The organism is Pseudomonas sp. PNPG3 (assembly GCF_023093815.1).
Classification (GTDB): domain Bacteria; phylum Pseudomonadota; class Gammaproteobacteria; order Pseudomonadales; family Pseudomonadaceae; genus Aquipseudomonas; species Aquipseudomonas asiatica.
Genome location: NZ_JALLKV010000006.1, coordinates 65,257 through 91,745, shown reverse-complemented (window position 1 = coordinate 91,745; position 26,489 = coordinate 65,257). Strand labels below are relative to the sequence as shown.

Here is a 26,489-nt window from a genome sequence, read left to right as displayed (position 1 = left end):
GTCATGAGTGAGCTGTCGAAAGTCCCGGTGACGGTACTCAAGGGGGTTGGCGAGGCCATGGCGGAGAAGCTCGCCAAGGTCGGCCTGGAGAACCTGCAGGACGTGCTGTTCCACCTGCCCCTGCGCTACCAGGACCGCACCCGCGTGGTGCCGATCGGTCAACTGCGCCCTGGCCAGGACGCGGTGATCGAGGGCGTGGTCAGCGGCGCCGACGTGACCATGGGCAAGCGCCGCAGCCTGGTGGTGCGCCTGGGTGACGGCAGCGGTGTGCTGAGCCTGCGCTTCTACCACTTCAGCAACGCGCAGAAGGAAGGCCTCAAGCGTGGCACCCACCTGCGCTGCTACGGCGAAGCACGCCCCGGCGCTTCGGGCCTGGAGATCTACCACCCGGAATACCGGGCGCTGAACGGCGACGAACCGCCGCCACCGGTCGAGCAGACCCTGACGCCGATCTATCCGTCCACCGAAGGCCTTACCCAGCAACGCCTGCGGCTGCTGTGCCAGCAGAGCCTGGGTCTGCTCGGCCCGCGCAGCCTGCCGGACTGGCTGCCCGACGAACTGGCCCGGGACTACCAGCTGGCGCCGCTGGACGATGCCATCCGCTACCTGCACAACCCGCCGGCCGACGCCGACCTCGACGAGCTTGCCGAAGGCCAGCACTGGGCCCAGCACCGCCTGGCCTTCGAAGAGCTGCTGACCCACCAGTTGTCGCAGCAACGCCTGCGTGAAAGCCTGCGCAGCCTGCGCGCGCCAGTGCTGCCCAAGGCCCAGCGCCTGCAGGCACAGTACCTTGCCAACCTGGGTTTCCAGCCGACCGGCGCACAGCAGCGAGTGGCCAACGAAATTGCTTACGACCTCAGCCAGCAAGAGCCGATGATGCGCCTGGTGCAGGGCGATGTGGGTGCCGGCAAGACCGTGGTCGCCGCCCTGGCCGCGCTGCAGGCCCTGGAAGCTGGCTACCAGGTGGCCCTGATGGCGCCCACCGAGATCCTCGCCGAACAGCACTTCATTACCTTCAAGCGCTGGCTCGAGCCGCTGGGCATCGAAGTCGCGTGGCTGGCCGGCAAGCTAAAGGGCAAAGCCCGGGCAGCCGCCCTGGAGCAGATCGCCAATGGCGCGCCAATGGTGGTCGGCACCCATGCGCTGTTCCAGGAAGAGGTGAAGTTCAAGCACCTGGCCCTGGCGATCATCGATGAACAGCACCGTTTTGGCGTGCAGCAACGCCTGGCCCTGCGCAAGAAGGGCGTGGCCGGGGAATTGTGCCCGCACCAGCTGATCATGACCGCCACACCCATTCCGCGCACCTTGGCCATGAGCGCCTACGCCGACCTGGACACCTCGGTGCTCGACGAACTGCCTCCCGGACGCACCCCGGTGAACACCGTGCTGGTGGCCGATAGCCGCCGCTTCGAAGTGGTCGAGCGGGTGCGCGCCGCCTGCGCCGAAGGGCGCCAGGCCTACTGGGTGTGCACCCTGATCGAAGAATCCGAAGAGCTTACCTGCCAGGCCGCCGAAAGTACCTACGAGGAGCTGGGCAGCGCCCTGGGCGAGCTGCGGGTGGGGCTGATCCACGGGCGCATGAAGCCGGCGGAAAAGGCCGAGATCATGGCTGAGTTCAAGGCCGGCAACTTGCAGTTGCTGGTCGCCACCACGGTCATCGAGGTGGGCGTGGACGTGCCCAACGCCAGCCTGATGATCATCGAGAACCCAGAGCGCCTGGGCCTGGCACAGCTGCACCAGTTGCGTGGCCGGGTTGGCCGGGGCAGCGCCGTCAGCCATTGCGTGCTGCTGTACCACCCACCACTGTCGCAGATCGGCCGCGAGCGGCTAGGGATCATGCGGGAAACCAACGACGGCTTCATCATCGCCGAAAAGGACCTGGAGCTGCGTGGCCCGGGCGAGATGCTCGGCACCCGCCAGACAGGCCTTTTGCAGTTCAAGGTCGCCGACCTGATGCGTGACGCCGACCTGCTGCCGGCCGTGCGCGACGCCGCCCAGGCCCTGATCGCACGCTGGCCGGAGCACGTCAGCCCGCTGCTCGATCGCTGGCTGCGTCATGGCCAGCAATATGGCCAAGTGTGACGCTGGTCCCATAATGGATCCAGATTTGCCCAGAGGCTGGTTATACTTCGCGTTTAAAGGAATCAGTGGATACGGACCATGACTGAAGTTGCCCTGGACACCGCAACCCCACACGCTCCCTCGGTCATCCGGCTGCTGCTCGACAAACTCGGCGTGGCCTACCGCGAGGTGGTCGAACATCCGCACCTGCCGGCAGCGTCGCGGGTACAGGCCGTGCTGCTCGACGACGAGGTCGGCGCCCTGATGGTGCTATTCCCGCAGAGCCAGCTGCTGGACCTCAACCGCCTGGCCGAACTGACCGGTCGCAAGCTCACTGCGGTGTCGGTGCCGCGCCTGAAGCAGATGCTGGACAAGCACCAGCTCAAGGCCCTGCCAGGCATTCCGGCGCTGACCAGCTCGCCGTGCCAGTACGAAAAGAGCCTGCTCGACGCCGAAACCGTGTTTATCCAGTCTGGCGAAGCCGGCCTGCTGCTGGAAATCGAACGCGCGCACTTCAAGCGCATGCTGGTCAAGGCCAGCGCCAGCAGCTTCGGCCAGGAAGTCGAGGCAATCAGCCCCAACCTCGACCGCCCCGATGATGACACCCGGGAAATCACCAACGCCGTCCAGGCCTTCACTGCCCGGCGCATCCAGAAGCGCCTGGAAGAAACCATCGAAATCCCGCCGCTGGCCGACACCGCGCAAAAGATCATCAAGCTACGGGTAGACCCCAACGCCAGCATCGACGATATCACCGGCGTGGTCGAAACCGACCCGGCGCTGGCGGCACAGGTGGTGAGTTGGGCGGCATCGCCCTACTACGCCTCACCTGGCAAGATCCGCTCGGTGGAAGACGCCATCGTGCGTGTGCTGGGCTTCGACCTGGTGATCAACCTGGCCCTGGGCCTGGCGCTGGGCAAGACCCTAAGCCTGCCGAAAGACCACCCGCAGCAAGCCACGCCGTACTGGCAGCAGTCGATCTACACCGCCGCGATCATCGAAGGCCTGACCCGCGCCATGCCACGGGCCGAGCGCCCTGAGGCCGGCCTGACCTACCTGGCCGGGCTGCTGCACAACTTTGGCTACCTGCTGTTGGCGCACGTTTTCCCGCCGCACTTCTCGCTGATCTGCCGCCACCTGGAGGTCAACCCGCACCTGTGCCACACCTATGTGGAACAACACCTGCTGGGCATCAGCCGCGAGCAGATCGGTGCCTGGTTGATGAAGCTGTGGGACATGCCGGAAGAACTGTCTGCCGCACTGCGCTTCCAGCACGACCCGGCCTATGACGGCGAGTTTTCTGCGTTCCCCAACCTGGTGTGCCTGGCTACACGATTGCTACGCTCGCGGGGGATTGGCTCGGGGCCACAGCAGGAGATTCCAGACGAATTGCTGGAACGGCTGGGGATTACCCGGGAAAAGGCCGAGGATGTGGTGAACAAGGTGCTCGAGGCAGAGAGCCTGCTGCGTGAGCTGGCTTCGCAGTTCCACGCACCTCACTGACATGATTGGCCCCTGTGGGAGCGGGTTTACCCGCGAAGATCGCGACGCGGTGCATGGCACCGGCGTTGCCGGTGTTCGCGGGTAAACCCGCTCCCACAGGGTATGAGTCAGCAGGCCTATTGAGTTTCAGCCCTTCTTCTTCGGCTTCAGGTACTTCATCAACCCCTGGAACCACATCACCAGCGCCGGGTTGCCCTTGATCTGGATGTGCTTGTCCTGAATCCCCTGCATGAACGCCAGTTGCTTGTTACCTGCCTGCATGGTGGTGAAACCATAGGCAGCGTCCTTGAAGGCGATGGCGAACGCTGGCTGCGGGTGCGCACCGCCCTTGCTGCTGATGCGTTCGTTGTTGACTATGAAGTGCCGGGCGACCTTGCCGTCCAGGGTCTGCATCTGGAACACCAGGTCCTTGCCCTTGAGCTGCTGCTGGAAAGCCGGGTTGTTGCGGCTGGCCCTGGCCATCAACAGCCCCATGGCCCAGAGAAGAAAGCGGAACTTCATCAACGCGCCTCGAATTAAAAGTGACTAAGGCGCGCAGTCTATCCTTTTCCAGAACTATTTATGCAAGTTCGAAACATTTTGCCTGCAGAAAGCACAACGGGCGCCCTGAGGCGCCCGCTTGGCTGACACTGGGGTTGTCAGGGAGCGATCACTTGCCTTTCTTGGCCGGCTTGACGGGGGCGTTGACGCTGTCGCGCAAATTCTTGCCTGGCTTGAAAGCCACGGTATTGCTGGCCTTGATCTTGACCGGTTCACCGGTTTGCGGGTTCTTGCCGGTACGCGCACCGCGATGACGTTTTTCGAAGGTGCCGAAACCGACCAGGGTCACGGTGTCCTTGTCCAGGGCACCCGTGATGCTGTCGAGAATCGCGTTCAAAACCTGATTGGCCTTTTCCTTGGTCAGATCGGCCTTTTCGGCGATGACGGCGGCGAGTTCTGGTTTGCGCATAGTGAAGCCTCTTTGACGGAATTCTTGTTGTTATGCCGTGCTGCCCTGGGAGCAGCGCTCAAGGCACCGCAGGCTCTAATCTGCGGCAGACGGAAGTGAGGATGGCACGTGCACAGGGGCCGCGCCAGTATCTGGGCGGCCATTGTGCAAGCAACAACAGGATAAATCCGACAGAACGCCAGCTATTTACGCCATAACGGCCGGCAGCTGGCGATTCAGGGCCAGCTTTTCCATCACGGCCGCCCCGGTGAGGGCGTAGCCCAGCAGCGTGCCCTCTGCATCAAGGCAGAGCACCTTGAGGTCACTGCCCTGCCCCTCTACCTGCCAGGTGCCTTCGTGGCCTTGGGGCGGCGGCGAGACCACCAGCGGACAGGCCGGGGTTTTCACGGTGATCGGCATCGGCCCGTAGGCGACCGTTGTCGGCTTGCCGGCCAGGGTTTGCGCCAGGGCCCGGGCACAGCTCATCAGCGGCATCACATAGAGCAGGTTGATGCCATCGACTTCGGCACAGTCGCCAAGGGCAAAGATGTTGGCGTGGGACGTGCGCAACTGGCGGTCCACGCAAACGCCGCGGTTGGTCTGTAGGCCAGCGGCGGCAGCCAGGTCGGTGCGCGGGCGCAGGCCGATGGCCGAAACCACCAGGTCGCAGGCGATCACGCTGCCGTCGGACAGGTGCGCCTCCAGGCCCTGGGCCACCTGCTGCAGGCGGGTCAGTACCGGGCCGAGGTGAAAGCGCACGCCCAGGCCTTCCAGCCCGGCCTGCACGGCAGTGGCAGCGGCCGGGTGCAGCAGGGTCGGCATGACTTGCTCGCACGGCGCCACCACATCGACCTGGAAGCCGCCCAGGCTCATGTCGTTGGCGAATTCGCAGCCGATCAGGCCGGCACCGAGGATCAGCACGCGCTGTTTGCCGACGGCAGCGGCACGGAAGCGCGCGTAATCTTCCAGATCATTGATCGGGAACACCTGATCGCCGCCATCACCTTCGATCGGCACCTGCACCGTCTGCGCACCCCAGGCCAGCACCAGATCGCGGTATTCCACCGCCTCTTCACCTATCCACAAACGCTTGTGACCCGGGTCGATGCCGCTGATGCGGGTATGGGTGCGAATCTCGGCATTCAGTTGCTCGGCCATGGCGCCCGGCTCGGCCATGCTCAGGGCGTCGGCGTCCTTCTGCTTGGCAAAGCCGGTGGACAGCATGGGCTTGGAGTAGGAACGACCGTCATCGGCGGTGATCAGCAGCAGCGGCGTCTGCGCATCGAGCTTGCGAAATTCACGGGCCAGGTTGTAGCCCGCAAGGCCGGTACCGATGATTACCACAGGGGACGTCATGTCGTGCTTTCCTCGATTAGCCGATGGAGATCATTTCAAAGTCGCTCTTGCCCACGCCGCAGTCGGGGCACAGCCAGTCTTCAGGCACGTCTTCCCAGCGTGTGCCGGGGGCGATGCCGTCGTCGGGCCAGCCTTCGGCTTCGTCGTAGATCAGGCCACAGACAATACATTGCCACTTCTTCATCAGGTCTTTTTCCTCGGTTCAAGCTGGAGCTTTGTGTTGCTGCTGATGGCCTCTTCGCGGGTGAACCCGCTCCTACAGCGACTGCGTAGCCTGTGGGAACGGGTTTACCCGCGACGAAGCCTGCGGGCAATTCGTGGGGCTTTGTAGCGGCCCTGTCAGCAGTATGCAAGCAGTCCGGGCAATCATGCTAAGCTCGCCGCCTCTCTGGTTGTAACAAGCAGACCGACGTGTCGTACGAATCCCCGCAAGCAGCCGCTGTCGCGTGGCTGCCGTATTCACGGCTGGCGACCGACATCGACCAGCCCACCCTTGACTGGCTGTTCGACGAGGGCTCGCTGACCCGCCGCCTGACCCGCCTGTCCAACGATCACTTCTCCGTTACCCCGCTGTTCGAGGGCTGGCAACCGCTGCGCGATGACGAATGCCAGGCACTGGGCATCGCCGCCGGTGCCGAAGGCTGGGTGCGCGAGGTGTACCTGCGCGGCCATGGCCAACCCTGGGTGTTCGCTCGCAGCGTCGCCAGCCGCAGCGCCCTGGAGCGCGGCGGGCTGGACCTTGAAACCTTGGGCAGCCGTTCGTTGGGCGAGTTGCTGTTCTGCGACCAGGCATTTATCCGCCACCCCATCGAGGTGTGCAGTTATCCACAGGCCTGGCTGCCGAGCGAAGCCGCCCATACTGCGCTGTGGGGCCGCCGGTCGCGCTTCGAACGTGGCGGCCTGGACCTACTGGTGGCAGAGGTGTTCCTGCCGGCATTGTGGCAAGCGGCCAAGGAGGAAAACCGCTGATGTACATGCAACTGCTGAAGTCGCTCAACCGCCTGCACCCGCGGGCCTGGGACTTTGTCCAGCTCAGTCGGATGGACCGGCCAATTGGTATCTACCTGCTACTGTGGCCGACCTTGTCGGCGGTGTGGATTGCTGGCAATGGTTCACCAACCCTGGCCAACGTGCTGATCTTTGGCCTCGGTGTGGTGCTGATGCGCGCCGCAGGTTGCTGCATCAACGACTTTGCCGACCGCAAGGTGGACGGCCACGTCAAACGCACCGCCGACCGCCCCCTGGCCAGCGGCCGGGTCCGCCCGCGCGAAGCACTGGCGCTGTTCGCCATCCTGGTCGGAGTGAGCTTCCTGCTGGTGCTGTGCACCAACAGCCGCACGGTGTGGCTGTCGTTCGGTGCGGTAGCTCTGGCGTTCTGCTACCCGTTCATGAAGCGCTACACCTATTACCCGCAGGTGGTGCTGGGGGCGGCGTATTCCTGGGGCATTCCCATGGCCTTCACCGCAGCGGGTGGCGAGCTGCCAGCCAGCGCCTGGCTGCTGTACATCGCCAACCTGCTGTGGACGGTGGGCTACGACACCTACTACGCCATGGTCGACCGTGATGACGACCTGAAGATTGGCGTGAAGTCGACCGCCATCCTGTTCGGCGATGCCGACCGCACCATCATCCTCACCTTGCAGCTGCTGTCGCTGGGCTGCCTGTTGCTGGCCGGCAGCCGCTTCGAGCTGGGTGGCTGGTTCCACCTGGGGCTGCTGGGCGCGGCGGCGTGCTTTGCCTGGGAGTACTGGTCGACGCGCAAGCTGGACCGGGAGTCGTGCTTCAAGGCGTTTCTGCACAATCACTGGGCGGGGATGCTGGTGTTTATCGGGGTAGTATTGGATTACGCACTGCGTTGAAGCTGAGGGCCCTATCGCCGACAAGCCAGCTCCCACAGGTGCAGCGCTGCCTTCACAGCTTGCACATAACCTGAGGGAGCTGGCTTGCCGGCGATGGGCCGCAAAGCGGCCCCGGCAATCTCAAGGCTTGGCAACGTGCCAGACGTCCTTCATGCCGTCACCGGTCATGTCGCCGGCCTTCTTGTCCTTGATGAAGGTATACAGCGGCTTGCCGTCATAGGCCCACTGCTTGCTGCCATCATCGCGCATCACTACTGTCCACTTGTCCTTGGCCGGTTCGTCATTGGCCTGGACCATCAGCGGCGGCCAGTTTTTGGCGCATTCGCCATTGCACATCGACTTGCCGCCCGCATCCTTGTCGAAGGTGTACAGGGTCATGCCGGCATGATCGACCAACATCCCGCCCTTCTCCATCGCATGGTCGGCCAAGGCCACCCCCGGGAGCGCCAGCGCAGTGAAAAGGGCCATCCAGCTCAGCGTTTGTCGTGTCATTGGATTCACCATTGTTTCGGGGGGATTGAGTTCTGGTTGCCACAACTACGGCCCTTTCAAGCCTAGTTCAGTCATGGAATGTCGCCAGAACGGCCAACACCCTGTCACACAGCTGCAATAATTCCGTTATCTAATGCGGGCCAAGACACCGTATCCAGGAGAGGTTTTGAGCATGGTTGGCAGGAACATTCTGATCGTCGACGACGAAGCACCAATTCGCGAGATGATCGCCGTTGCCCTGGAAATGGCCGGCTATGACTGCCTGGAAGCGGAAAACTCCCAACAGGCCCACGCGATCATCGTCGACCGCAAACCGGACCTGATCCTGCTCGACTGGATGCTGCCAGGCACCTCCGGCATCGAGTTGGCCCGCCGCCTCAAGCGCGACGAGCTGACCGGCGACATCCCGATCATCATGCTCACCGCCAAGGGTGAAGAGGACAACAAGATCCAAGGCCTGGAAGTGGGTGCCGACGACTACATCACCAAGCCGTTCTCACCACGCGAGCTGGTCGCCCGCCTGAAAGCCGTGCTGCGTCGCACCGGCCCGAGCGATAGCGAGGCACCGATCGAAGTCGGTGGCCTGCTGCTCGACCCGATCAGCCACCGCGTGACCATCGACGGCAAGCCAGCCGAGATGGGCCCTACCGAATACCGTCTGCTGCAGTTCTTCATGACCCACCAGGAGCGCGCCTACACCCGTGGCCAACTGCTGGACCAGGTATGGGGCGGTAACGTCTATGTCGAGGAACGCACCGTCGACGTACACATCCGCCGCCTGCGCAAGGCGCTGGGTGAAGCCTACGAAAATCTGGTACAAACCGTCCGGGGCACCGGCTACCGCTTCTCGACCAAGAGCTGATCGAGCTGAAAGGCGCCAAGCTGCACGTCGTTGTACAAGGACCGTCAATTGAACCAGAACTGGCACGCGACCCTGATTCGCCACCTGCTGCTGCTGATTACCGTCTGCCTGATCGGTGGGCTGGTCAGTGACTACTATGGCTGGAGCCTGGCCATCGGCCTGGCGCTCTACCTGGGCTGGACCCTCAAGCAACTGCTGCGCCTGCATGACTGGCTGCGCAACCACCAACCCGACGAAGCACCGCCCGATGGCTACGGGCTGTGGGGCGAGGTGTTCGACAGCATCTACCACCTGCAACGCCGCGACCAGCGTGTACGCGGCCGCCTGCAGGCGGTGATCGACAGGGTGCAGGAGTCTACTGCCGCACTGCGAGACGCAGTGATCATGCTCGACAGCGATGGCAACCTGGAATGGTGGAACCGCGCCGCCGAGACCCTGCTGGGCTTCAAGACCCCACAGGACGGCGGCCAGCAGGTGACCAACCTGGTGCGCCACCCGCGCTTCAAGGAGTACTTCGAGGCAGGAAACTACCTCGAGCCGCTGGAAATCCCTTCGCCGATCAACGACCGCATGCGCGTGCAGTTGCACATCACCCGCTACGGCAACAACGAGCACCTGATGCTGGTGCGCGACGTTACCCGCATCCACCAGCTGGAGCAGATGCGCAAGGACTTCGTCGCCAACGTGTCCCACGAGCTGCGCACGCCGCTGACGGTCATCACCGGCTACCTGGAAACCCTGCTGGACAACGTCGAGGACGTGAACCCGCGCTGGAGCCGAGCCCTGCAACAGATGAGCCAGCAAGGCTCACGCATGCAGACACTGCTCAACGACCTGTTGCTGCTGGCCAAGCTTGAGGCCACCGACTATCCGTCGGACAACCACCCGGTGGCGGTCGATGCCTTGCTCTGCGCGATCAAGAACGACGCCCAGGCTCTGTCCGGGCCCCGCAAACAGCGCATCACCCTTGAAGCCGCGCCCGGTGTGCAGTTGAAGGGCAGCGAGTCAGAGCTGCGCAGTGCCTTTTCCAATCTGGTGTTCAACGCGGTCAAGTACACCCAGGACGAAGGCAGCATCCGGATTCGCTGGTGGGCCGATGCCCAGGGCGCACACCTGTCGGTGCAGGACTCGGGGGTGGGCATCGATGCCAAGCACCTGCCACGTCTGACCGAGCGCTTCTACCGGGTCGACTCCAGCCGTGCGTCGAATACCGGGGGCACCGGGCTGGGGCTGGCGATCGTCAAGCATGTGCTGATGCGCCACCGCGGCAAACTGGAGATCAGCAGCGTGCCAGGGCATGGCAGTACGTTTACCTGTCACTTCGCACCAGCACAATTGGCCAACGGCAAGGCTTGAGATCGGGGCTGCTGCGCAGCCCTTCGCGGGCACGCCCGCTCCCACAGGGACCGCAATAAGTCCGCCACCCTTTGCTTTTACCGCACCAGCCGCTACATTGGACCCCCTGTGCCAGCAAGAGCTGGCACTTTTTTTCTCTCTATCTCGAAGACGGACCCCGTAAAAACTCCATCATGGACCCTTCCCCTGGTATCAGCCTCACCTCGTTATTCGCCGATTTCGGCATGATCATCTTTGCCTTGCTCCTGGTGCTGCTCAACGGCTTCTTCGTTGCCGCCGAGTTCGCCATGGTCAAGCTGCGCGCTACCCGCGTCGAGTCCATCGCCGAGTTGCATGGCTGGCGTGGCAGCATCCTGCGCAAGGTGCACAACCAGCTCGACGCCTATCTGTCGGCCTGCCAGCTGGGCATCACCCTCGCCTCGCTGGGCCTTGGCTGGGTCGGTGAACCGGCGTTCGCCCATCTGCTCGAGCCGCTGCTGGCATACCTTGGCGTGGACACGCCCGAGCTGATCAAGGCGATCTCGTTCTTCGTCGCCTTCTTCGTCATTTCGTACCTGCACATCGTGGTCGGTGAGCTGGCGCCCAAGTCCTGGGCCATCCGCAAGCCAGAACTGCTGTCGCTGTGGACCGCCGTGCCGCTGTACCTGTTCTACTGGGTGATGTACCCGGCCATCTACCTGCTCAATGCCAGCGCCAACACCATCCTGCGCATTGCTGGCCAGGGCGAGCCCGGCCCGCATCACGAGCACCACTACAGCCGTGAAGAACTCAAGCTGATCCTGCACTCCAGCCGTGGCCAGGACCCGAGCGACCAGGGCATGCGCGTGCTGGCCTCTGCCGTGGAAATGGGCGAGCTGGAGGTGGTCGACTGGGCCAACTCGCGCGAGGACATGGTCAGCATCGACGCCCATGCGCCGTTGAAGCAGATCCTGGCGCTGGTACGCCGCCACAAGTTCAGCCGCTACCCGGTGTACGACGCCGAGCGTGAGGAGTTCACCGGCCTGCTGCATATCAAGGACCTGCTGCTGGAACTGGCCGAACTCGAGCACTTGCCCGAAACCATCGACCTCGACGACCTGGCCAGGCCGCTGGAGCGCGTGTCGCGGCACATGCCGCTGGCACAGTTGCTGGAGCAGTTCCGCAAGGGCGGCGCGCACTTCGTGCTGGTGGAGGAAGCCGATGGCAAGGTGATTGGCTACCTGACCATGGAAGACGTGCTGGAAGTGCTGGTGGGCGATATCCAGGACGAGCACCGCAAGACCGAGCGCGGCATCCTCGCCTACCAGCCGGGCAAGCTGCTGGTGCGTGGCGACACGCCGCTGTTCAAGGTCGAGCGCCTGCTGGGCGTCGACCTTGACCATATCGAGGCGGAAACCCTCGCCGGTCTGGTCTACGAGACGCTCAAGCGCGTGCCTGAAGAAGAGGAAGTGCTGGAGGTCGAAGGGCTGCGCATCATCATCAAGAAGATGAAAGGGCCGAAGATCGTGCTGGCCAAGGTACTCAAGCTGGATTGAGGGCCAGGGGGCTGCTTTGCAGCCCATCGCGACGCAAGGCCGCTCCCACAGGGGTTCGCGTATCCCTGTAGGAGCGGCCTTGTGTCGCGATAGGGCCGCAAAGCGGCCCCAAAAATCTCAGGGGTTACCCGCGGTAAAGTCAGGCAACCCACCAATCGGCCTGTCGAACCGATAAGGTATCGACTCCAGCGCCAACCCCACATTGCGCTGCACCACGAAATGCAGGTGGGGCCCGGTACTGTTGCCGGTATTGCCCGACTTGGCCAGCATCTGCCCCTGCCGCACTCGTTGCCCCTCCGCCACTACCACCGACCCGCGCATCAGGTGCAGGTAGACGCCCATGGTACCGTCCGGGTGCAGGATCCTGACGAAATTGCCCGAGGGGTTGGGGCCGCGCCCGCTCTGGCTGTTCTCCGTCTTCACCACCACCCCTTCCCGCGCCGCGATGATGGTGGTGCCTTCGGGCATGGCGATGTCCATGGCGTAACGCCCCTTGGGCCCAAAATGACTGACCCGGCCATTGGGGCCCTGGGTCACGCGGAACGGCCCGCCAATCCAGGGGAATGCATAGCGGAAGCCCTGGGGCCGCTTGCCCGGGTCGCCCATGGCCTGTAGCAGGGTCGAGCGGTAGTTCAGCAGCATCCCGGGGCGCCCCCTGAGCACGCTTAGCATTTGCGTGGTGCGCGGCGGCAGTACCCGGCGCACGGTACGCGGGGCATTGCCACCTTGTGCATTCACCAGGTTGTCCAGGCGCAACTCCACCTCCACTGGCACGTGTAGCTGGTTGCGGGCCGAAAAGCTCACGCCGCCGTTGAAGGTTATCGCGTTCAGCAGAACCTGGCCTTCGGGCACCTCGACCATAGGTACGCGCCGCACAAAGGTTTTGGCACCGGGGCCGGGCCGGTCGGAATAGGAGGTCACACGGCCATCATCGGTGATCTCGTAAATGGTCATGCCCAGGCTCGACGCCGAGGCCATGAGCAATGCACAGAACAGCAGCAGGCGGGCGGGCATGATAGTGGCTTTTTGACAGTTGCGATCTGTCGAAGCCTAGCAGGGGGTTTTGTGACGGGTATGACAGTTGGTCGGATGGCGTCAACAGGACTGGCCCCATTGCCGGCAAGCCAGCTCCTACAGGAAATGCACAAGGCCAGAAGTTGACGCTGTACCTGTGGGAGCTGGCTTGCCCGCAATGGAGCCAGTAGTCATTACTCAGGCGCCCGGGGTGAAATGCTTCTGCGCCGTCCCGCGGGCAATCAGCCGCGACAGGTAGTCGAGCTTCTGGGCATCCTGATCGACGAACTTGAAGGTCAGTTGCAACCAGTCACTGTCAGGCTTGGGTTCCAGTGCCGCGACGGCATGCAGGTAGCCGTTCAGGCGCGCAACTTCGGCGTTCTCGCCCTGTTCCAGGTCCAACACTGCGCCTTCCAGTACTTGGGGAAGCGCTTCGCCACGGCGCACCACCAGCAGCGCCTCTTTCAGGCTCAGCGCCTTGATCACGCACGGCTGCATGCCGCCGGCCAGGCGCAACTGGCCCTGGCCACGACCGGTCGGCGCGGGAGTGGCGGGCCGGGGGGCATTGGCCACTGGCCTGGCGGGTGCGGTTGCAGGTGCCGGAGCTGGCGCCGCGACCTTCACCGCTTCAGGCTTGCCGGCTGTCAGCGCATTCAGCGAGTCATTGGCGAACGCCGAGTTGGCCCGTGCCGGGCCGCTGGACATCAGGCTGTCGAGCTTGCCGATCTTGGTCAGGGCCTTTTTCACCTTGGTCAGCAATTGCTCGTTGGTGAATGGCTTGCCGACAAAATCGGAAACGCCCGCCTGAATCGCCTGGATGACGTTTTCCTTGTCGCCACGGCTGGTCACCATGATGAATTGCAGGTTCTTCAACTCAGGCTGCTGGCGGCACCAGGTGAGCAGTTCCAGGCCGGACATTTCCGGCATTTCCCAGTCGCACAGAACCAGGTCGAACGCTTCCTTGCCCAGCATGGCCATTGCCTTGCGACCGTTGACGGCGTCGTCGATGGTCATGCCCGGGAAGGCATTGCGCAGGCATTTGCGGACCAGATCACGGATAAACGGGGCGTCATCCACGACCAGCACATTCACTTTACTCATCGATACTCCTTCTGAATCCCGACTAGCCTACCGCCGAATAATGGCCACTTGCTACAACCTGGTCACGCCGGGACTTCTTCACATCGTTCGCGGGTGCCTGCCGGCTCCTCGACCGCAAACGAAAACGCCCGGCCAAGGCCGGGCGTCGATGCTCGGGAGCAACCTTACTTATCGTCAGGTTCGGCCGGAACATTAGCGTTTTCGCCGTCGGAAACAGCAGTGCCTTGCACTTCTGCCGTCATGCGCTTGAGGCCCATGTGACGCACGTCGGTGCCGCGCACCAGATAGATCACCAGCTCGGAGATATTGCGCGCATGGTCGCCGATACGCTCCAGCGAACGCAGGACCCAGATAACGCTCAGTACCCGCGAGATCGAGCGCGGGTCTTCCATCATGTAGGTCACCAGCTCACGCAGGGCGGTCTTGTATTCGCGGTCGATGGTCTTGTCGTACTGGGCCACCGACAGCGCCAGGTCGGCGTCGAAGCGGGCAAAGGCATCCAGCGCGTCGCGGACCATGTTGCGTACCTGGTCGCCGATGTGGCGCACCTCGACATAGCCGCGCGGTGACTCGCCTTCCTCGCACAGCTGGATGGCGCGGCGGGCGATCTTGGTCGACTCGTCACCGATGCGCTCCAGGTCAATCACCGACTTGGAGATGCTGATGATCAGACGCAGGTCGGAGGCCGCCGGCTGACGACGGGCGAGGATGCGCAGGCACTCCTCGTCGATGTTGCGCTCCATCTGGTTGATCTGCTCGTCGACTTCGCGCACTTGCTGGGCCAGGCCCGAGTCGGCTTCGATCAGCGCAGTGACTGCATCGTTGACCTGCTTTTCGACCAGGCCACCCATGGCCAGCAGGTGACTACGCACCTCTTCGAGCTCGGCGTTGAACTGCTGGGAAATGTGATGCGTAAGGCTTTCTTTGTTGATCATCGTTCGCTCCGCGAAGAAGCTGCAAGCTTCAATTTGTTCGTCTCGTTCCCTGGCCTGTAGGAGCGGGTTTACCCGCGAACACCGGCGAAGCCGGTGCCAGACACCGCGGCGCCTGCTTCGCGGGTAAACCCGCTCCCACAGCGGCCAGGCACCTATCCGGAGCGGCGATTAGCCGTAGCGACCGGTGATGTAGTCTTCGGTCTGTTTCTTCGCCGGGTTGGTGAACAGGGTGTCGGTATCCCCGAATTCGACCAGTTTGCCCATGTACATGAACGCGGTGTAGTCCGAAACACGGGCCGCCTGCTGCATGTTGTGGGTCACGATGACGATGGTGTACTTGGATTTCAATTCGTAGATCAGTTCCTCGACCTTCAGGGTCGAGATCGGGTCCAGTGCCGAGCACGGTTCGTCGAGCAGCAGCACTTCCGGCTCCACGGCGATGGTACGGGCGATGACCAGACGCTGCTGCTGGCCACCGGACAGGCCCAGTGCCGAATCGTGCAGGCGGTCCTTGACCTCGTCCCACAGTGCCGCGCCCTTCAGCGCCCATTCGACCGCTTCGTCCAGCACGCGCTTCTTGTTGATGCCCTGGATCCGCAGGCCGTAGACCACGTTTTCGTAGATGGTCTTTGGGAACGGGTTGGGCTTCTGGAACACCATGCCCACACGACGGCGCAGCTCGGCCACGTCTTCGCCCTTGCGGTAGATGTTATTGCCATACAGGTTGATGGCGCCTTCCACGCGGCAACCATCAACCAGATCGTTCATGCGGTTGAAGGTGCGCAGCAGGGTCGACTTGCCGCAGCCGGACGGGCCGATAAAGGCGGTCACGCGCTGCTTGGGAATGTTCATCTGCACATCGAACAGCGCTTGTTTGTCACCGTAGAACAGGCTCAGGCCCGGCACTTCGATGGCTACGGTTTCTTCGGCCAGGCGCAGGCTCTGCTTGTCGCGGCCCAGGGCAGACATGTCGATGCCGTGGGTATGGGATTCTTGCTGCATGGTCAACTCCATACGCTAACAATTCGTTTCTAAGGGCCGCCCGTTTCACGGGCGGCACGCTTGCAATCAGGATCAGCTGTCGAGGGCCTTGTACTTCTCGCGCAGGTGGTTACGGATCCACACGGCCGAGAGGTTGAGGGCCGCGATCACCAGCACCAGCAGCAACGCCGTGGCGTATACCAGCGGCCGCGCGGCTTCTACGTTGGGGCTCTGGAAGCCGACGTCATAGATATGGAAGCCCAGGTGCATGATCTTCTGGTCCAGGTGCAGGTACGGGTAGTTCCCGTCCACCGGCAGGGATGGAGCCAGCTTTACCACACCCACCAGCATCAGCGGCGCCACTTCACCGGCGGCGCGGGCCACGGCGAGGATCATGCCGGTCATCATCGCCGGGCTGGCCATCGGCAGGACGATCTTCCACAGGGTCTCGGCCTTGGTAGCGCCCAGGGCCAGCGAGCCTTCGCGCACGGTGCGCGGGATACGCGCCAGGCCTTCCTCGGTGGCCACGATCACCACCGGCACGGCCAGCAGCGCCAGGGTCAGCGATGCCCACAACAGGCCTGGGGTACCCAGGGTTGGCGCCGGCAGTGCTTCGGGAAAGAACAAGCGGTCGATCGAGCCGCCCAGCACGTAGACGAAGAAGCCCAGGCCGAACACGCCGTAGACGATCGCGGGCACACCAGCCAGGTTGTTCACCGCGATGCGGATCAAGCGGGTCACCGGGCCCTGTCTGGCGTATTCTCGCAGGTACACGGCAGCCAGCACACCGAACGGGGTGACGATCACGGCCATGATCAGAGTCATCATCACGGTACCGAAGATGGCCGGGAAGATACCGCCCTCAGTGTTGGCTTCACGCGGGTCATCGCTGAGGAACTCCCAGACCTTGGTGAAGTAGGTGCCCAGCTTGGTGAACCCCGACATGGCGTTAGGCTGGATGGCGTGTACCACCTTGCTGAGGTTGATTTCCACTTCACGGCCGTTGCCATCGCGGGCCACCAGGCTGTCGCGAGCGAAGGCCTGGTGCAGGCCAGTCAGGCGGTCTTCGATGGCCTTGTATCGGCTGTTCAGCCCGGCGCGCTCGGCGTCCATGTCAGCCTGGGCGGCGGCGTCCAGCTTGCCGTCCAGCTCCAGCTTGCGCGCCTGCAGACGCAGGCGCTCGAGGCCATGGTTGATGGCACCGATGTCTTTCTTTTCGAGGCTTTGCAGTTCGCTGTTGAGCTGGTTGGCGCGCTTGAGGCGGGCCTGCAGTTCGACCCAGGCCGCAGCACCTTCGGCGACCACGCGGCCTTCTTCCTTGATGCTGACCAGGTAGCCGTAGAAGTTGCCCCACTCGCGGCGCTCCAGGGCGACCAGGTCGGTCGGGTGCCTTTCGTCGACCAGCCAGTCGCCGACCACCCAGGTGAAGTCGCTGCCGTTGAGGTCGCGGTTGCCCACCTTGATCAGCTCACGGGTCATGAACTCCGGGCCTTGGTCAGGCACTGGCAGGCCGGCGCCCTTCAGACGGGCACGGGGTACTTCTTCCTTTTGCACCACTTCGCCAATGACGACATGGTCGGCCTGGCCCGGCACCTTGTAGGTAGCCTGGACAAGATCGGCCGGCCAGAAGTGGCCCAGGCCGCGCACGGCAATCACCGCCAGCAGGCCAACGGTCATGATCACTGCCATGGCCACCGCGCCGCCGCTCATCCAGACGCCTGGGGCGCCGCTCTTGAACCAGCCTTTGAGGGAATCCTTTTTCACGGATCGCTACCTTTCTATCAAAGCGACGAGTATTTCTTGCGCAGACGCTGGCGAATCAGCTCGGCCAAGGTGTTCATGATGAAGGTGAACATCAGCAGCACCAGCGCGGCCAGGAACAGCACGCGGTAGTGGCTGCCGCCGACTTCCGATTCCGGCATTTCCACCGCCACGTTGGCGGCCAGGGTGCGCATGCCCTCGAACAGGTTCAGCTCCATCACCGGGGTGTTGCCGGTGGCCATCAGCACGATCATGGTCTCGCCCACCGCACGGCCCATGCCGATCATCAGCGCCGAGAAGATACCTGGGCTGGCGGTGAGGATGACCACGCGAGTCAGGGTCTGCCATGGCGTCGCTCCCAGGGCCAGGGAGCCCAGGGTCAGGCTGCGCGGCACGCTGAACACGGCGTCTTCGGCGATGGAGTAGATGTTCGGGATGACCGCGAAGCCCATGGCGATACCCACGACCAGGGCATTGCGCTGGTCGTAGGTTATCCCCAGGTCGTTGGTGATCCACAGGCGCATGTCACCGCCAAAGAACCAGTTCTCGAGGTGCGGGCTCATGGTCAGGGCGAACCACCCGGTGAACAGGATGACCGGGATCAGGATCGCCGCTTCCCAGCCATCCGGGATACGCAGGCGAATCGACTCGGGCAGGCGGGTCCAGGCGAAGCCGGCCAGCAGGATACCGAGCGGCATCAGCAGGAACAGGCTGAACACGCCCGGCAGGTGGCCTTCCAGATACGGGGCCAGGAACAGGCCGGCGAAGAAGCCGAGGATCACCGTCGGCATCGCTTCCATCAGTTCGATCACCGGCTTGACCTTGCGGCGCATGCCCGGGGCCATGAAGTAGGCGGTGTAGATGGCCGCGGCGATCGCCAGCGGGGCCGCCAGGATCATGGCGTAGAACGCAGCCTTGAGGGTACCGAAGGTCAGCGGCGACAGGCTCAGTTTGGGCTCGAAGTCGGTGTTCGAAGCGGTCGATTGCCAGACGTATTTCGGCTCGTCGTAGTTCTCGTACCAAACTTTGCCCCACAGCGCGCTGAAGGAAATTTCCGGATGCGGGTTGCGCAGGCTAAGTGGCAGCAGCTTGCCGCCTTCTTCGATGATGATGCGGTTGGCACGTGGCGACAGGGCCAGAATGCCAGGGCCTTCGGCGGCCGGCTCGACCAGCAGGGTACGGTGCGCGGTGCTGTGGAACACGCCCAGCTCGCCTGCGGCGTCGAGGGCGACGAAGCCCTTGCGGCGCTCTTCGGCGTCGATCTGTACGACCGCGGCCTTGCCCATCTGGAAGGTGCGGATCAGCTTGAAGCGCGATTCGCCATCCGGGTCACGGGCCATGAACCACTGGGCCAGGCCGCCCTTGGAATCACCAATGATCAGCGAGATGCCGCCGACCAGCTGGGCGGTGGCGGTAATTTCGGTGTCGGCGCTTTCAGACAGTTTGTAGCGGCCGTTGAGGCTCTTGTCGCGCAGGTTGAACACGTCCGCGGTGGCACGGCCGTTGATCACGTACAGCCACTGCTGACGCGGGTCGATGAAGATGTTCTTCACCGTTTCGGTCATCTGCGGCAGTTCGATGCGGTTCTGCTCGGTCGTGACCTCTTCGGTCATCATGTTTTCGGTGCGGGTCAACTCGACCACCTGCAGGTGCGCGCCGGTGGAACCAGCCAGCAGCAGGGTGTCGCCATTGACGTTTACGCTGACATGATCCAGCGCACGCCCCTGCTCGTCGAGCACGAACGGCTGCTCGCCGTACGGGTAGTCGATGCCGGGGGCGATGGTTTTCTTGTTGTCCGGGTAGGTGATCTTGTAGGTGTGGTGAAACACCAGTGCCTGGCCATTGGACAAGCCCAGCACCACCAGCGGGCTACCCGGCTGGTCGGCACTGATCGAAGTGACCTGGGTGCCTGCCGGCAGTGGCAGGTCGACACGCTTGAGCTCGTTACCGGTCTTGGTATCGAAGAACAGTGCCTGGCCCTTGTCCGAAACACGCATGCCCACCAGGTTCTGCTCTTCAAGCGCGATCATCAGCGGCTTGCCGGCATCCTGTTGCAGCCAGCTCGGCTCCAGGGCTTTCTTGCTGGTCAGCTCGGCGCCCTGGAACAGCGGCAGCACCACATAGGCCAGATAAAAGAAGATCAGGGTGATAGCCGCCAATACGGCAAGCCCGCCCACCAGTACATACCAGCGGGTCAGGCGGTCCTTTAGCGCGCGCATGCGGCGCTTGCGTTGCAACTCCGGCGTATTGAAATCAATCCGCACGGGCTGGGAGTTTTGGGTCATGTTGGAATTGGCCAGATCATTCATGCGCACACCCTAGCGGTCCCGTGTGACAAAAACATTACAAATTGGTGACGCACGAAAGCCCGCCGCACAGGAAACCTGGCTTCGGACTGAAATTTCGTGGAAGAGGCCGGGCATCAGCGCCGGCCTCCCCCTCAGTTACTTACTTCTTTGCGACGTTACCTGCGTGGGACAGGCCCAGGTCAGCCAAGGTCTTGTCGACGACTTTGGCCGGCAGCGGGATGTAGCCATCCTTCACCACGACCTGCTGGCCGGCTTGCGACAGCACCAGCTTGACGAACTCGGCTTCCAGCGGAGCCAGAGGCTTGTTCGGAGCCTTGTTGACGTAGACGTACAGGAAGCGCGACAGCGGGTAGGTGCCGTTCAGAGCGTTGGCTTCGTTGTCTTCAACGAACTCGCCGCCTTCCTTCTTGGCCAGGGCCACAGTCTTGACGCTGGCGGTCTTGTAGCCGATGCCCGAGTAGCCGATGCCGTTCAGCGAGGAGCTGATCGACTGCACGACCGAAGCCGAGCCAGGCTGTTCGTTGACGTTAGGCTTGAAGTCGCCTTTGCACAGGGCTTCTTCCTTGAAGTAGCCGTAGGTGCCCGATACCGAGTTACGGCCGAACAGCTGTACTGGCTTGTTGGCCAGGTCGCCGGTCACGCCCAGGTCACCCCAGGTCTTGACGTCGGCTTTGCCACCGCACAGGCGGGTGGAAGAGAAGATGGCGTCGACCTGGGCCATGGTCAGGCCTTTGATCGGGTTGTCCTTGTGCACGAACACAGCCAGGGCGTCTACGGCGACCGGGATGGCGGTCGGTTTGTAGCCGTACTTCTGCTCGAAGGCCTGCAGCTCGACGTCCTTCATCTTGCGGCTCATCGGGCCGAGGTTGGCGGTGCCTTCGGTCAGCGCGGGTGGCGCGGTGGAGGAGCCGGCAGCCTGGATCTGGATGTTTACGTTCGGATATTCCTTCTTGTAGGCCTCGGCCCACAGAGTCATCAGGTTGGCGAGGGTGTCCGAACCGACGCTGGAGAGGTTGCCCGAAACACCAGTGGTCTTGGTGTAGGTCGGGATCGCAGGATCGACAGCGGCTACCGCGTTGGCGGTTGCAACGCCAGCGGCGGCAAAGGTGAGGGCCGCCATCAAACGCTTCAGTTTCATGCCTTGCTCCTAGCAGGAATATTGGGGTGTTGGATGGAACGGGCCCAAGTATCTGCAGGCCGCATGAATACGATATGACTTGAATATGACAATTGGATGAAAGGCCATCATCAAAAGCAGGTCTGGCCTCTTCGCGGCTAAAGCCGCTCCCACAGGTGCGGCATTGCCTTGAAGCCGGTGCGATTTCTGTAGGAGCGGCTTTAGCCGCGAAGAGGCCAGCAGCCTTAACGCTTGTTGGCCAGGAGGTACAGGCCAACAACCAGACCAACGGCACACAGCCCCGCCACATAGTAGGCCGGCGCCATCGGGCTCACTTTCAACAGCGCAGTCACCACCATCGGCGTCAGCCCGCCAAAGATCGCGTAGGCCACGTTGTACGAGAACGACAGCCCGCTGAAGCGCACCACCGCCGGGAACGCCTTGACCATCACATAAGGCACCGCGCCAATCACGCCCACGCACAGGCCGGTCACTGCATACAGTGGGAACAGCAGTTCGGGCCGGGTCGGCAGGCTGTGGTAGAAGGTCCAGGAGGTCGCCAGCAGCAGCAGGCTGCCGATCACGAACACCCGGCCCGCGCCGAAGCGATCGGCCAGGCTGCCAGCGCCGATGCAGCCGAAGCTGAGCAGCACGATGGCCAGGCTGTTGGCCTTGAGCGAGTCGGTGGGGCTGATGTGGTAGATGCTCTGCAGCAGCGCCGGAGTCATCAGGATGAGCACCACGATGGCGGCTGACAGCATCCAGGTCAGCAGCATCGACAGGATGATCGCGCCGCGATGGTCACGCAGCACCGCGCGCAACGGCAGCTCCTCGGCCAGCGCCTTGCGCTGCTGCATCTCGGCGAACACCGGGGTTTCGTGCAGCCAACGGCGCAGGTACACCGAGAACAGGCCGAATACACCGCCAAGCAGGAACGGGATACGCCAGGCGTAATCGGCCACTTCCTGTGCGCTGTAGACGCTGTTGATCAGGGTCGCCACCAGCGAACCAAGCAGGATGCCCGCGGTCAGGCCTGCGGTGAGGGTGCCGCAGGCGTAGCCGGTGTTGCGCTCTGGCACGTGCTCGGACACGAATACCCAGGCGCCCGGTACCTCGCCTCCGATGGCTGCGCCCTGGATCACGCGCATCAGCAGCAACAGGATCGGCGCCCACATGCCGATCTGTGCATAGGTGGGCAGCAGGCCCATGATCAGCGTTGGCAGGGCCATCATGAAGATGCTCAGGGTGAACATCTTCTTGCGCCCGAGCAGGTCACCGAAGTGGGCCATGATGATGCCGCCCAGCGGCCGCGCCAGGTAGCCGGCGGCGAAAATGCCAAAGGTTTGCATCAGGCGCAGCCATTCGGGCATGTCAGCCGGGAAAAACAGCTTGCCGACCACTGTGGCGAAGAACACGAAAATGATGAAGTCGTAGAACTCCAGCGCGCCGCCCAGGGCGGACAGTGAGAGAGTCTTGTAGTCACTGCGGGTCAGCGGCCGCGAAGGCTGCTCGATACTGCTCGGCACGGAGGTCATCGCTCATTGTTCTCTTTGTGGCATGCAGGCCGCTTGGCATGCGGCTTCTGGATTGGGAGACAGGCGAAGATAGCAAATTGCTGAGCTGCGCCGAAAGCGATACAAAATCCCTACACATATTCATGAATGCGCGGTCGTCGCTGGCCGTTATGCTCTATATACTGGCACTTCGTAGGAAAAGGTTGCTCCTAACGTGGGATGTTGTGCGAAAACGCCGGTCATTACTGTCAGGCGGTTTCGCAGAGTTTCCCTACGGCCGCCCAGTGAAACGAAATCGGCGTAGTATGTTTCAAGCTGAATCGTTTACCCGGCCTTTGCGCCACACCAACGAAAAGCGTCACGGGTCAGAGGCCCCATCGCATGATTGAGCTCGAACAAGAAGATCCAATCCCGCAAGGCGACCTGGCCTTGCAGATCACCGCACTCCCGCGCGAAACCAACGGGTTTGGCGACATCTTCGGCGGCTGGCTTGTCGCCCAGATGGACCTGGCCGGCACCGCCATGGCCAGTCGTGTCGCCGGCGGCCGCGTGGCCACCGTGGCCATCGACCGCATGGCCTTTCTGGTCCCGGTCGCCGTCGGCGCGCAGCTATCGTTCTATACCCAAACCCTGGAAATCGGCCGCAGCTCGATCCAGATGATGGTCGAAGTGTGGAGCGACGACCCGCTGTCCAGCGAATGGCGCAAGGTCACCGAAGCAGTCTTCGTCTTCGTCGCTATCGACGGCAGTGGCCGCACCCGCTCCGTACCTCGTCGCTGAGCCACGCCGGCGGTAAACTCATTGCATGTGCCCGGGTCCAAGGCCCACTGGCAATCAATGAGATGAATGCAATGGCTACCTTCCAGGTCATAACCGAGCAACATGGCGAACTCAACTGTTGGCGTATCAGCAGTGACCACGCCGAACTACTGATCGCCCAGCAGGGCGCGCAGATTCTCAGCTACCAGCGCGTTGGCCAGCCACCGCTGCTGTGGCTGAGCGACCAGGCCATCTTCCGTAAGGGCAAGTCGGTACGCGCCGGTGTGCCGGTGTGCTGGCCGTGGTTCGGCAACCTGCAGCGCAACCCCCAGGCCGTGCAGGCCATGTACCACGGCGAACAGGCCCCCGCCCACGGCCTGGCGCGCGCGCGCGACTGGCAATTGCTGGGTATCGAGGAGGCGGGCGAAGGCCTGCGCATCGAATTCGAACTGCCGGAAGCGCAGGGTGACCTGCCTGGCTGGCCTCATGACGTCGAGCTGAAGCTGGTAGTGGAGCTGGGCGAGGACCTGCGGCTGAACCTGACCAGCCGCAACATGGGCAATACCCCCGTGACCATCAGCCAGGCCCTGCACAGCTACTTCGCGGTCAGTGACGTTCGCCAGGCGCGGGTCGAAGGGGTGGAGGGGCTGAGCTATATCGAGACCCTGGCTGACTGGGAGCAGTGCCAGCAGAAGGGGCCGCTGGCGTTTGCCGGGGAGACTGACCGGATCTACCTGGCGACCCCGCAAACCCTGAGCATCGTCGACCCGCACTGGAAGCGGCGCATTACCTTGACCAGCAGTGGGTCGCGCTCAGCGGTGATCTGGAACCCTTGGACTGAACGGGCCAGGGAACTGCCAGACATGGCCGACGATGGGTGGCAGCGGATGCTGTGCATCGAGACGGCGAATGTGTGGGATGACTTGGTGGAATTGAAGCCTGGGGGCAGCAGCTCGCTGGCGGTCAGGATTGGCTGTGAAATGATCTGAGTCTTGCAGTGCCTATGCTGGCCTCTTCGCGGGCTTGCCCGCGAAGAGGCCAGTACAGGCGATCAGAGGTCTGCGTCCTCCACCACCCTCACCTTCCCGGCATCCAGCGCATAGGCCGCATCGGCCAGGTCATTGCTGACCTTCTCCACCTTCAGCTTGCCGCTGACCCACAGCGGTGTGTAGATATCATCGATCTTCAGACCCTTCGGATAGCGCACCAGCACCAGCTGGTTCGGCGGTGGCGGCGGCACATGGATGCACGCGCCCGGGTACGGCACCAGGAAGAACAGCGTGCTGTTGCCCTTGGCATCGCTCTCCAGCGGCACCGGGTAGCCCCCAAGGCGAATATCCTTGCCATTCATGGCCGCCACCGTCTTGGTCGAGTACATCACCGCCGGCAGGCCTTTGCTCTGCTTCAGGCCGCCCTTGTCGATAAAGGTACCCATGGCTTCCGGCGAATTGTGGTCGATTTCGGGCATTTGCTCGAGCGCCTGCTGATCAGACTCGGGCATCAGCTCCAGCCAGTCGGTTTCAGGCAGTTCGGCATGGGCCAGGGCGCTGGCCAGCAACAGTGGGGCGAGGAAAAAGGCACGCATGAAAATGCTCGGCAACTCCAATGAATTGCCGGGCATTCTAACCACTAATCAGCGCTTCTTGATGAATCCGTAAATCAGCAGAAGGATCACGGCACCGACCAGCGCGCCAAGGAATCCCGCAGCCTGCCCGGCCTGATAGATGCCCAGTGCCTGGCCGCCGTAGGTGGCCAGCAGGGAGCCGGCAATCCCCAGCAAGATGGTCATGATCCAGCCCATGCTGTCGTCGCCCGGCTTGATGAAGCGGGCCAGCAGGCCAACGATGAGGCCGATGAAGATGGTTCCAATGATACCCATGGCAATCCCTCTGCAGTGAAGATGGAACAAGCCAAAGCCTAGACAGCGCTTTGGCTCGTTGCCATTTCAGAGGGCAAGCCGCTGGTAGAAGTTCGATCAGTTGCCGATCAGGGCTTCTACTTCGGCAATCTTGCGCTCGAGGGTGGCCATGTCGTGGCAGCGCAGGGTGGCGTGGCCAACCTTGCGACCGGCCTTGAACGCCTTGCCATAGTGATGCAGGTGGCAGTCACCGATGGCAACTACCTTTTCCACCGCCGGCACTTCACCGATGAAGTTGAGCATCGCGCTCTCGCCGACCTTGGCGGTCGAGCCCAGCGGCAGGCCGGCGACGGCGCGCAGGTGGTTCTCGAACTGGCTGCATTCGGCGCCTTCGATGGTCCAGTGCCCTGAGTTGTGCACGCGCGGGGCAATTTCGTTGGCCTTAAGGCCACCGTCCACTTCGAAGAACTCGAAGGCCATGACGCCTACGTAATCCAGCTTTTGCAGCACACGGCCGACGTAGTCTTCGGCCAGGGCCTGCAGCGGATGCGCCTGGCTGGCGACCGACAGGCGCAGGATGCCGCTTTCGTGGGTGTTGTGCACCAGCGGGTAGAAGCGGGTTTCACCATCACGGGCACGCACGGCTACCAGCGACACTTCGCCGGTGAACGGCACAAAGCCTTCCAGCAGGCAAGGTACGCTGCCCAGCTCGGCAAAGGTACCGACCACGTCCTCAGGCGTGCGCAGCACCTTCTGACCCTTGCCGTCGTAACCCAGGGTGCGGGTTTTCAGCACGGCCGGCAGGCCGATGCTGGCCACCGCGGCGTCCAGGTCGGCCTGCGAGAGGATGTCGGCGAAGGCCGGGGTAGGGATACCCAGGTCACGGAACATGCTCTTTTCGAACAGGCGGTCACGGGCGATGCGCAGCGCTTCGGCGCTGGGGTACACCGGCACGAACTGCGAGAGGAAGGCCACGGTCTCGGCCGGGACGCTTTCGAACTCGAAGGTGACCAGGTCGACTTCGTCGGCCAGCTGGCGCAGGTGGTCCTGGTCGCCGTAGTCGGCACGCAGGTGCTCGCCCAGCGGCGCAGCGCAGGCGTCCGGCGCCGGGTCGAGGAAGGCGAAGTTCATGCCCAGCGGGGTACCCGCCAGAGCCAGCATGCGGCCCAGCTGGCCGCCACCGATTACACCGATCTTCATGGGTTGAGC

25 protein-coding genes are annotated in these 26,489 nt (G+C 63.1%); 9 read left to right on the top strand and 16 right to left on the bottom strand.

All coding sequences use genetic code 11. From position 1 onward, the window contains the following. The first annotated feature begins 3 nt into the window (after positions 1–3). Together recG and MJ643_RS06610 are read left to right on the top strand one after the other, a co-directional pair. Positions 4–2,082 (top strand): ATP-dependent DNA helicase RecG, encoded by a 2,079-nt coding sequence (gene recG / locus MJ643_RS06615; protein WP_169774677.1) that lies wholly within the window; start codon positions 4–6, stop codon positions 2,080–2,082. 78 nt (positions 2,083–2,160) lie between these two features. After that, positions 2,161–3,564, top strand: a complete 1,404-nt coding sequence (locus MJ643_RS06610; RefSeq protein ID WP_013974807.1) for an aminoacyl-tRNA deacylase and HDOD domain-containing protein — start codon at positions 2,161–2,163, stop codon at positions 3,562–3,564. 126 nt (positions 3,565–3,690) lie between these two features. On the opposite strand, the gene MJ643_RS06605 is transcribed toward MJ643_RS06610, so the two are convergent. From MJ643_RS06605 to MJ643_RS06590, 4 genes are all read right to left on the bottom strand, one after another. After that, positions 3,691–4,065 (bottom strand): helicase, encoded by a 375-nt coding sequence (locus tag MJ643_RS06605; RefSeq protein ID WP_003258183.1) that lies wholly within the window; start codon positions 4,063–4,065, stop codon positions 3,691–3,693. Between the two features lie 148 nt (positions 4,066–4,213). Beyond that, a complete protein-coding gene (locus MJ643_RS06600) occupies positions 4,214–4,513 on the bottom strand; it encodes an HU family DNA-binding protein (RefSeq protein ID WP_013974808.1) in 300 nt (99 codons plus the stop codon). Between the two features lie 186 nt (positions 4,514–4,699). Beyond that, positions 4,700–5,848: an FAD-dependent oxidoreductase gene (locus MJ643_RS06595; RefSeq protein WP_208209237.1), complete on the bottom strand. Its 1,149-nt coding sequence runs from the start codon at positions 5,846–5,848 to the stop codon at positions 4,700–4,702. Between the two features lie 16 nt (positions 5,849–5,864). Then, positions 5,865–6,032, bottom strand: a complete 168-nt coding sequence (locus tag MJ643_RS06590) for a rubredoxin (RefSeq protein ID WP_003253349.1) — start codon at positions 6,030–6,032, stop codon at positions 5,865–5,867. A gap of 227 nt (positions 6,033–6,259) precedes the next feature. On the opposite strand from MJ643_RS06590, the gene MJ643_RS06585 reads away from it, so the two are divergent. Both MJ643_RS06585 and ubiA read left to right on the top strand, forming a co-directional pair. Next, positions 6,260–6,817, top strand: a complete 558-nt coding sequence (locus MJ643_RS06585) for a chorismate lyase (protein ID WP_015272344.1) — start codon at positions 6,260–6,262, stop codon at positions 6,815–6,817. Next, complete coding sequence (gene ubiA, locus MJ643_RS06580) at positions 6,817–7,707, top strand: 4-hydroxybenzoate octaprenyltransferase (RefSeq protein WP_013974811.1); 891 nt, start codon at positions 6,817–6,819, stop codon at positions 7,705–7,707. The genes MJ643_RS06585 and ubiA overlap by 1 nt, the downstream gene beginning before the upstream one ends. A gap of 120 nt (positions 7,708–7,827) precedes the next feature. Here the strand turns inward: ubiA and MJ643_RS06575 are convergent, their stop codons facing one another. Then, positions 7,828–8,199 (bottom strand): hypothetical protein, encoded by a 372-nt coding sequence (locus MJ643_RS06575; RefSeq protein ID WP_039612344.1) that lies wholly within the window; start codon positions 8,197–8,199, stop codon positions 7,828–7,830. A 172-nt stretch (positions 8,200–8,371) separates the two neighbouring features. On the opposite strand from MJ643_RS06575, the gene phoB reads away from it, so the two are divergent. The 3 genes from phoB to MJ643_RS06560 all read left to right on the top strand — a co-directional run bounded on the left by phoB (position 8,372) and on the right by MJ643_RS06560 (position 11,931). Then, entirely contained in the window at positions 8,372–9,061 is a 690-nt protein-coding gene (phoB, locus tag MJ643_RS06570) for a phosphate regulon transcriptional regulator PhoB (protein ID WP_003253341.1), read from the top strand. A 48-nt stretch (positions 9,062–9,109) separates the two neighbouring features. Continuing rightward, positions 9,110–10,417, top strand: coding sequence for a phosphate regulon sensor histidine kinase PhoR (gene phoR / locus MJ643_RS06565; protein ID WP_169774675.1), 1,308 nt, complete (start codon positions 9,110–9,112; stop codon positions 10,415–10,417). 173 nt (positions 10,418–10,590) lie between these two features. After that, entirely contained in the window at positions 10,591–11,931 is a 1,341-nt protein-coding gene (locus MJ643_RS06560) for a hemolysin family protein (RefSeq protein ID WP_013974815.1), read from the top strand. Positions 11,932–12,048: 117 nt separating this feature from the next. Here MJ643_RS06560 and MJ643_RS06555 read toward each other — a convergent pair whose 3' ends face one another. The 8 genes from MJ643_RS06555 to MJ643_RS06520 all read right to left on the bottom strand — a co-directional run bounded on the left by MJ643_RS06555 (position 12,049) and on the right by MJ643_RS06520 (position 22,684). Beyond that, complete coding sequence (locus MJ643_RS06555) at positions 12,049–12,945, bottom strand: M23 family metallopeptidase (protein WP_013974816.1); 897 nt, start codon at positions 12,943–12,945, stop codon at positions 12,049–12,051. Between the two features lie 198 nt (positions 12,946–13,143). Further along, a complete protein-coding gene (locus tag MJ643_RS06550) occupies positions 13,144–14,046 on the bottom strand; it encodes a response regulator (RefSeq protein WP_024087923.1) in 903 nt (300 codons plus the stop codon). A gap of 164 nt (positions 14,047–14,210) precedes the next feature. After that, a complete protein-coding gene (gene phoU / locus MJ643_RS06545; protein WP_013974818.1) occupies positions 14,211–14,981 on the bottom strand; it encodes a phosphate signaling complex protein PhoU in 771 nt (256 codons plus the stop codon). Between the two features lie 168 nt (positions 14,982–15,149). Next, positions 15,150–15,983 carry a phosphate ABC transporter ATP-binding protein PstB gene (gene pstB, locus MJ643_RS06540; protein WP_003258171.1) on the bottom strand — a complete coding sequence of 278 codons (834 nt, stop codon included), beginning with the start codon at positions 15,981–15,983 and terminating at the stop codon, positions 15,150–15,152. A gap of 72 nt (positions 15,984–16,055) precedes the next feature. Next, positions 16,056–17,672, bottom strand: coding sequence for a phosphate ABC transporter permease PstA (pstA, locus tag MJ643_RS06535; protein WP_169774682.1), 1,617 nt, complete (start codon positions 17,670–17,672; stop codon positions 16,056–16,058). 71 nt (positions 17,673–17,743) lie between these two features. Continuing rightward, positions 17,744–20,032, bottom strand: coding sequence for an ABC transporter permease subunit (locus tag MJ643_RS06530; protein WP_023660638.1), 2,289 nt, complete (start codon positions 20,030–20,032; stop codon positions 17,744–17,746). Positions 20,033–20,171: 139 nt separating this feature from the next. Continuing rightward, positions 20,172–21,170 (bottom strand): phosphate ABC transporter substrate-binding protein PstS, encoded by a 999-nt coding sequence (locus MJ643_RS06525; protein WP_013974822.1) that lies wholly within the window; start codon positions 21,168–21,170, stop codon positions 20,172–20,174. A 224-nt stretch (positions 21,171–21,394) separates the two neighbouring features. Then, a complete protein-coding gene (locus MJ643_RS06520) occupies positions 21,395–22,684 on the bottom strand; it encodes an MFS transporter (RefSeq protein WP_003258167.1) in 1,290 nt (429 codons plus the stop codon). 360 nt (positions 22,685–23,044) lie between these two features. Between MJ643_RS06520 and MJ643_RS06515 the strand changes: the two genes are divergently transcribed. Then, entirely contained in the window at positions 23,045–23,443 is a 399-nt protein-coding gene (locus MJ643_RS06515) for an acyl-CoA thioesterase (protein ID WP_003253317.1), read from the top strand. Between the two features lie 71 nt (positions 23,444–23,514). Next, positions 23,515–24,411 (top strand): D-hexose-6-phosphate mutarotase, encoded by an 897-nt coding sequence (locus tag MJ643_RS06510; protein WP_024087924.1) that lies wholly within the window; start codon positions 23,515–23,517, stop codon positions 24,409–24,411. A 62-nt stretch (positions 24,412–24,473) separates the two neighbouring features. On the opposite strand, the gene MJ643_RS06505 is transcribed toward MJ643_RS06510, so the two are convergent. From MJ643_RS06505 to MJ643_RS06495, 3 genes are all read right to left on the bottom strand, one after another. Continuing rightward, the gene (locus MJ643_RS06505) at positions 24,474–25,043 is read right to left on the bottom strand and encodes a DUF3299 domain-containing protein (RefSeq protein WP_038410299.1); all 570 of its coding nucleotides are present in this window, start codon (positions 25,041–25,043) and stop codon (positions 24,474–24,476) included. 12 nt (positions 25,044–25,055) lie between these two features. Next, positions 25,056–25,301, bottom strand: a complete 246-nt coding sequence (locus tag MJ643_RS06500) for a GlsB/YeaQ/YmgE family stress response membrane protein (protein WP_013974826.1) — start codon at positions 25,299–25,301, stop codon at positions 25,056–25,058. A gap of 96 nt (positions 25,302–25,397) precedes the next feature. After that, positions 25,398–26,480, bottom strand: coding sequence for a 5-(carboxyamino)imidazole ribonucleotide synthase (locus MJ643_RS06495; protein WP_013974827.1), 1,083 nt, complete (start codon positions 26,478–26,480; stop codon positions 25,398–25,400). Positions 26,481–26,489 lie beyond the last annotated feature (9 nt).

What these genes read in the sequence shown, in the direction of transcription:
- phoU (WP_013974818.1), bottom strand. Translation starts at nt 14,981, where the DNA reads ATGATCAACAAAGAAAGCCTTACGCATCACATTTCCCAGCAGTTCAAC.
- MJ643_RS06600 (WP_013974808.1), bottom strand. Translation starts at nt 4,513, where the DNA reads ATGCGCAAACCAGAACTCGCCGCCGTCATCGCCGAAAAGGCCGATCTG.
- MJ643_RS06560 (WP_013974815.1), top strand. Translation starts at nt 10,591, where the DNA reads ATGGACCCTTCCCCTGGTATCAGCCTCACCTCGTTATTCGCCGATTTC.
- phoB (WP_003253341.1), top strand. Translation starts at nt 8,372, where the DNA reads ATGGTTGGCAGGAACATTCTGATCGTCGACGACGAAGCACCAATTCGC.
- MJ643_RS06590 (WP_003253349.1), bottom strand. Translation starts at nt 6,032, where the DNA reads ATGAAGAAGTGGCAATGTATTGTCTGTGGCCTGATCTACGACGAAGCC.
- MJ643_RS06505 (WP_038410299.1), bottom strand. Translation starts at nt 25,043, where the DNA reads ATGCCCGGCAATTCATTGGAGTTGCCGAGCATTTTCATGCGTGCCTTT.
- MJ643_RS06555 (WP_013974816.1), bottom strand. Translation starts at nt 12,945, where the DNA reads ATGCCCGCCCGCCTGCTGCTGTTCTGTGCATTGCTCATGGCCTCGGCG.
- MJ643_RS06610 (WP_013974807.1), top strand. Translation starts at nt 2,161, where the DNA reads ATGACTGAAGTTGCCCTGGACACCGCAACCCCACACGCTCCCTCGGTC.
- MJ643_RS06595 (WP_208209237.1), bottom strand. Translation starts at nt 5,848, where the DNA reads ATGACGTCCCCTGTGGTAATCATCGGTACCGGCCTTGCGGGCTACAAC.
- MJ643_RS06525 (WP_013974822.1), bottom strand. Translation starts at nt 21,170, where the DNA reads ATGAAACTGAAGCGTTTGATGGCGGCCCTCACCTTTGCCGCCGCTGGC.
- MJ643_RS06500 (WP_013974826.1), bottom strand. Translation starts at nt 25,301, where the DNA reads ATGGGTATCATTGGAACCATCTTCATCGGCCTCATCGTTGGCCTGCTG.
- MJ643_RS06530 (WP_023660638.1), bottom strand. Translation starts at nt 20,032, where the DNA reads ATGAATGATCTGGCCAATTCCAACATGACCCAAAACTCCCAGCCCGTG.
- MJ643_RS06605 (WP_003258183.1), bottom strand. Translation starts at nt 4,065, where the DNA reads ATGAAGTTCCGCTTTCTTCTCTGGGCCATGGGGCTGTTGATGGCCAGG.
- MJ643_RS06510 (WP_024087924.1), top strand. Translation starts at nt 23,515, where the DNA reads ATGGCTACCTTCCAGGTCATAACCGAGCAACATGGCGAACTCAACTGT.
- pstB (WP_003258171.1), bottom strand. Translation starts at nt 15,983, where the DNA reads ATGCAGCAAGAATCCCATACCCACGGCATCGACATGTCTGCCCTGGGC.
- MJ643_RS06575 (WP_039612344.1), bottom strand. Translation starts at nt 8,199, where the DNA reads ATGACACGACAAACGCTGAGCTGGATGGCCCTTTTCACTGCGCTGGCG.
- MJ643_RS06550 (WP_024087923.1), bottom strand. Translation starts at nt 14,046, where the DNA reads ATGAGTAAAGTGAATGTGCTGGTCGTGGATGACGCCCCGTTTATCCGT.
- MJ643_RS06495 (WP_013974827.1), bottom strand. Translation starts at nt 26,480, where the DNA reads ATGAAGATCGGTGTAATCGGTGGCGGCCAGCTGGGCCGCATGCTGGCT.
- MJ643_RS06515 (WP_003253317.1), top strand. Translation starts at nt 23,045, where the DNA reads ATGATTGAGCTCGAACAAGAAGATCCAATCCCGCAAGGCGACCTGGCC.
- MJ643_RS06520 (WP_003258167.1), bottom strand. Translation starts at nt 22,684, where the DNA reads ATGACCTCCGTGCCGAGCAGTATCGAGCAGCCTTCGCGGCCGCTGACC.
- recG (WP_169774677.1), top strand. Translation starts at nt 4, where the DNA reads ATGAGTGAGCTGTCGAAAGTCCCGGTGACGGTACTCAAGGGGGTTGGC.
- ubiA (WP_013974811.1), top strand. Translation starts at nt 6,817, where the DNA reads ATGTACATGCAACTGCTGAAGTCGCTCAACCGCCTGCACCCGCGGGCC.
- pstA (WP_169774682.1), bottom strand. Translation starts at nt 17,672, where the DNA reads ATGAGCGGCGGCGCGGTGGCCATGGCAGTGATCATGACCGTTGGCCTG.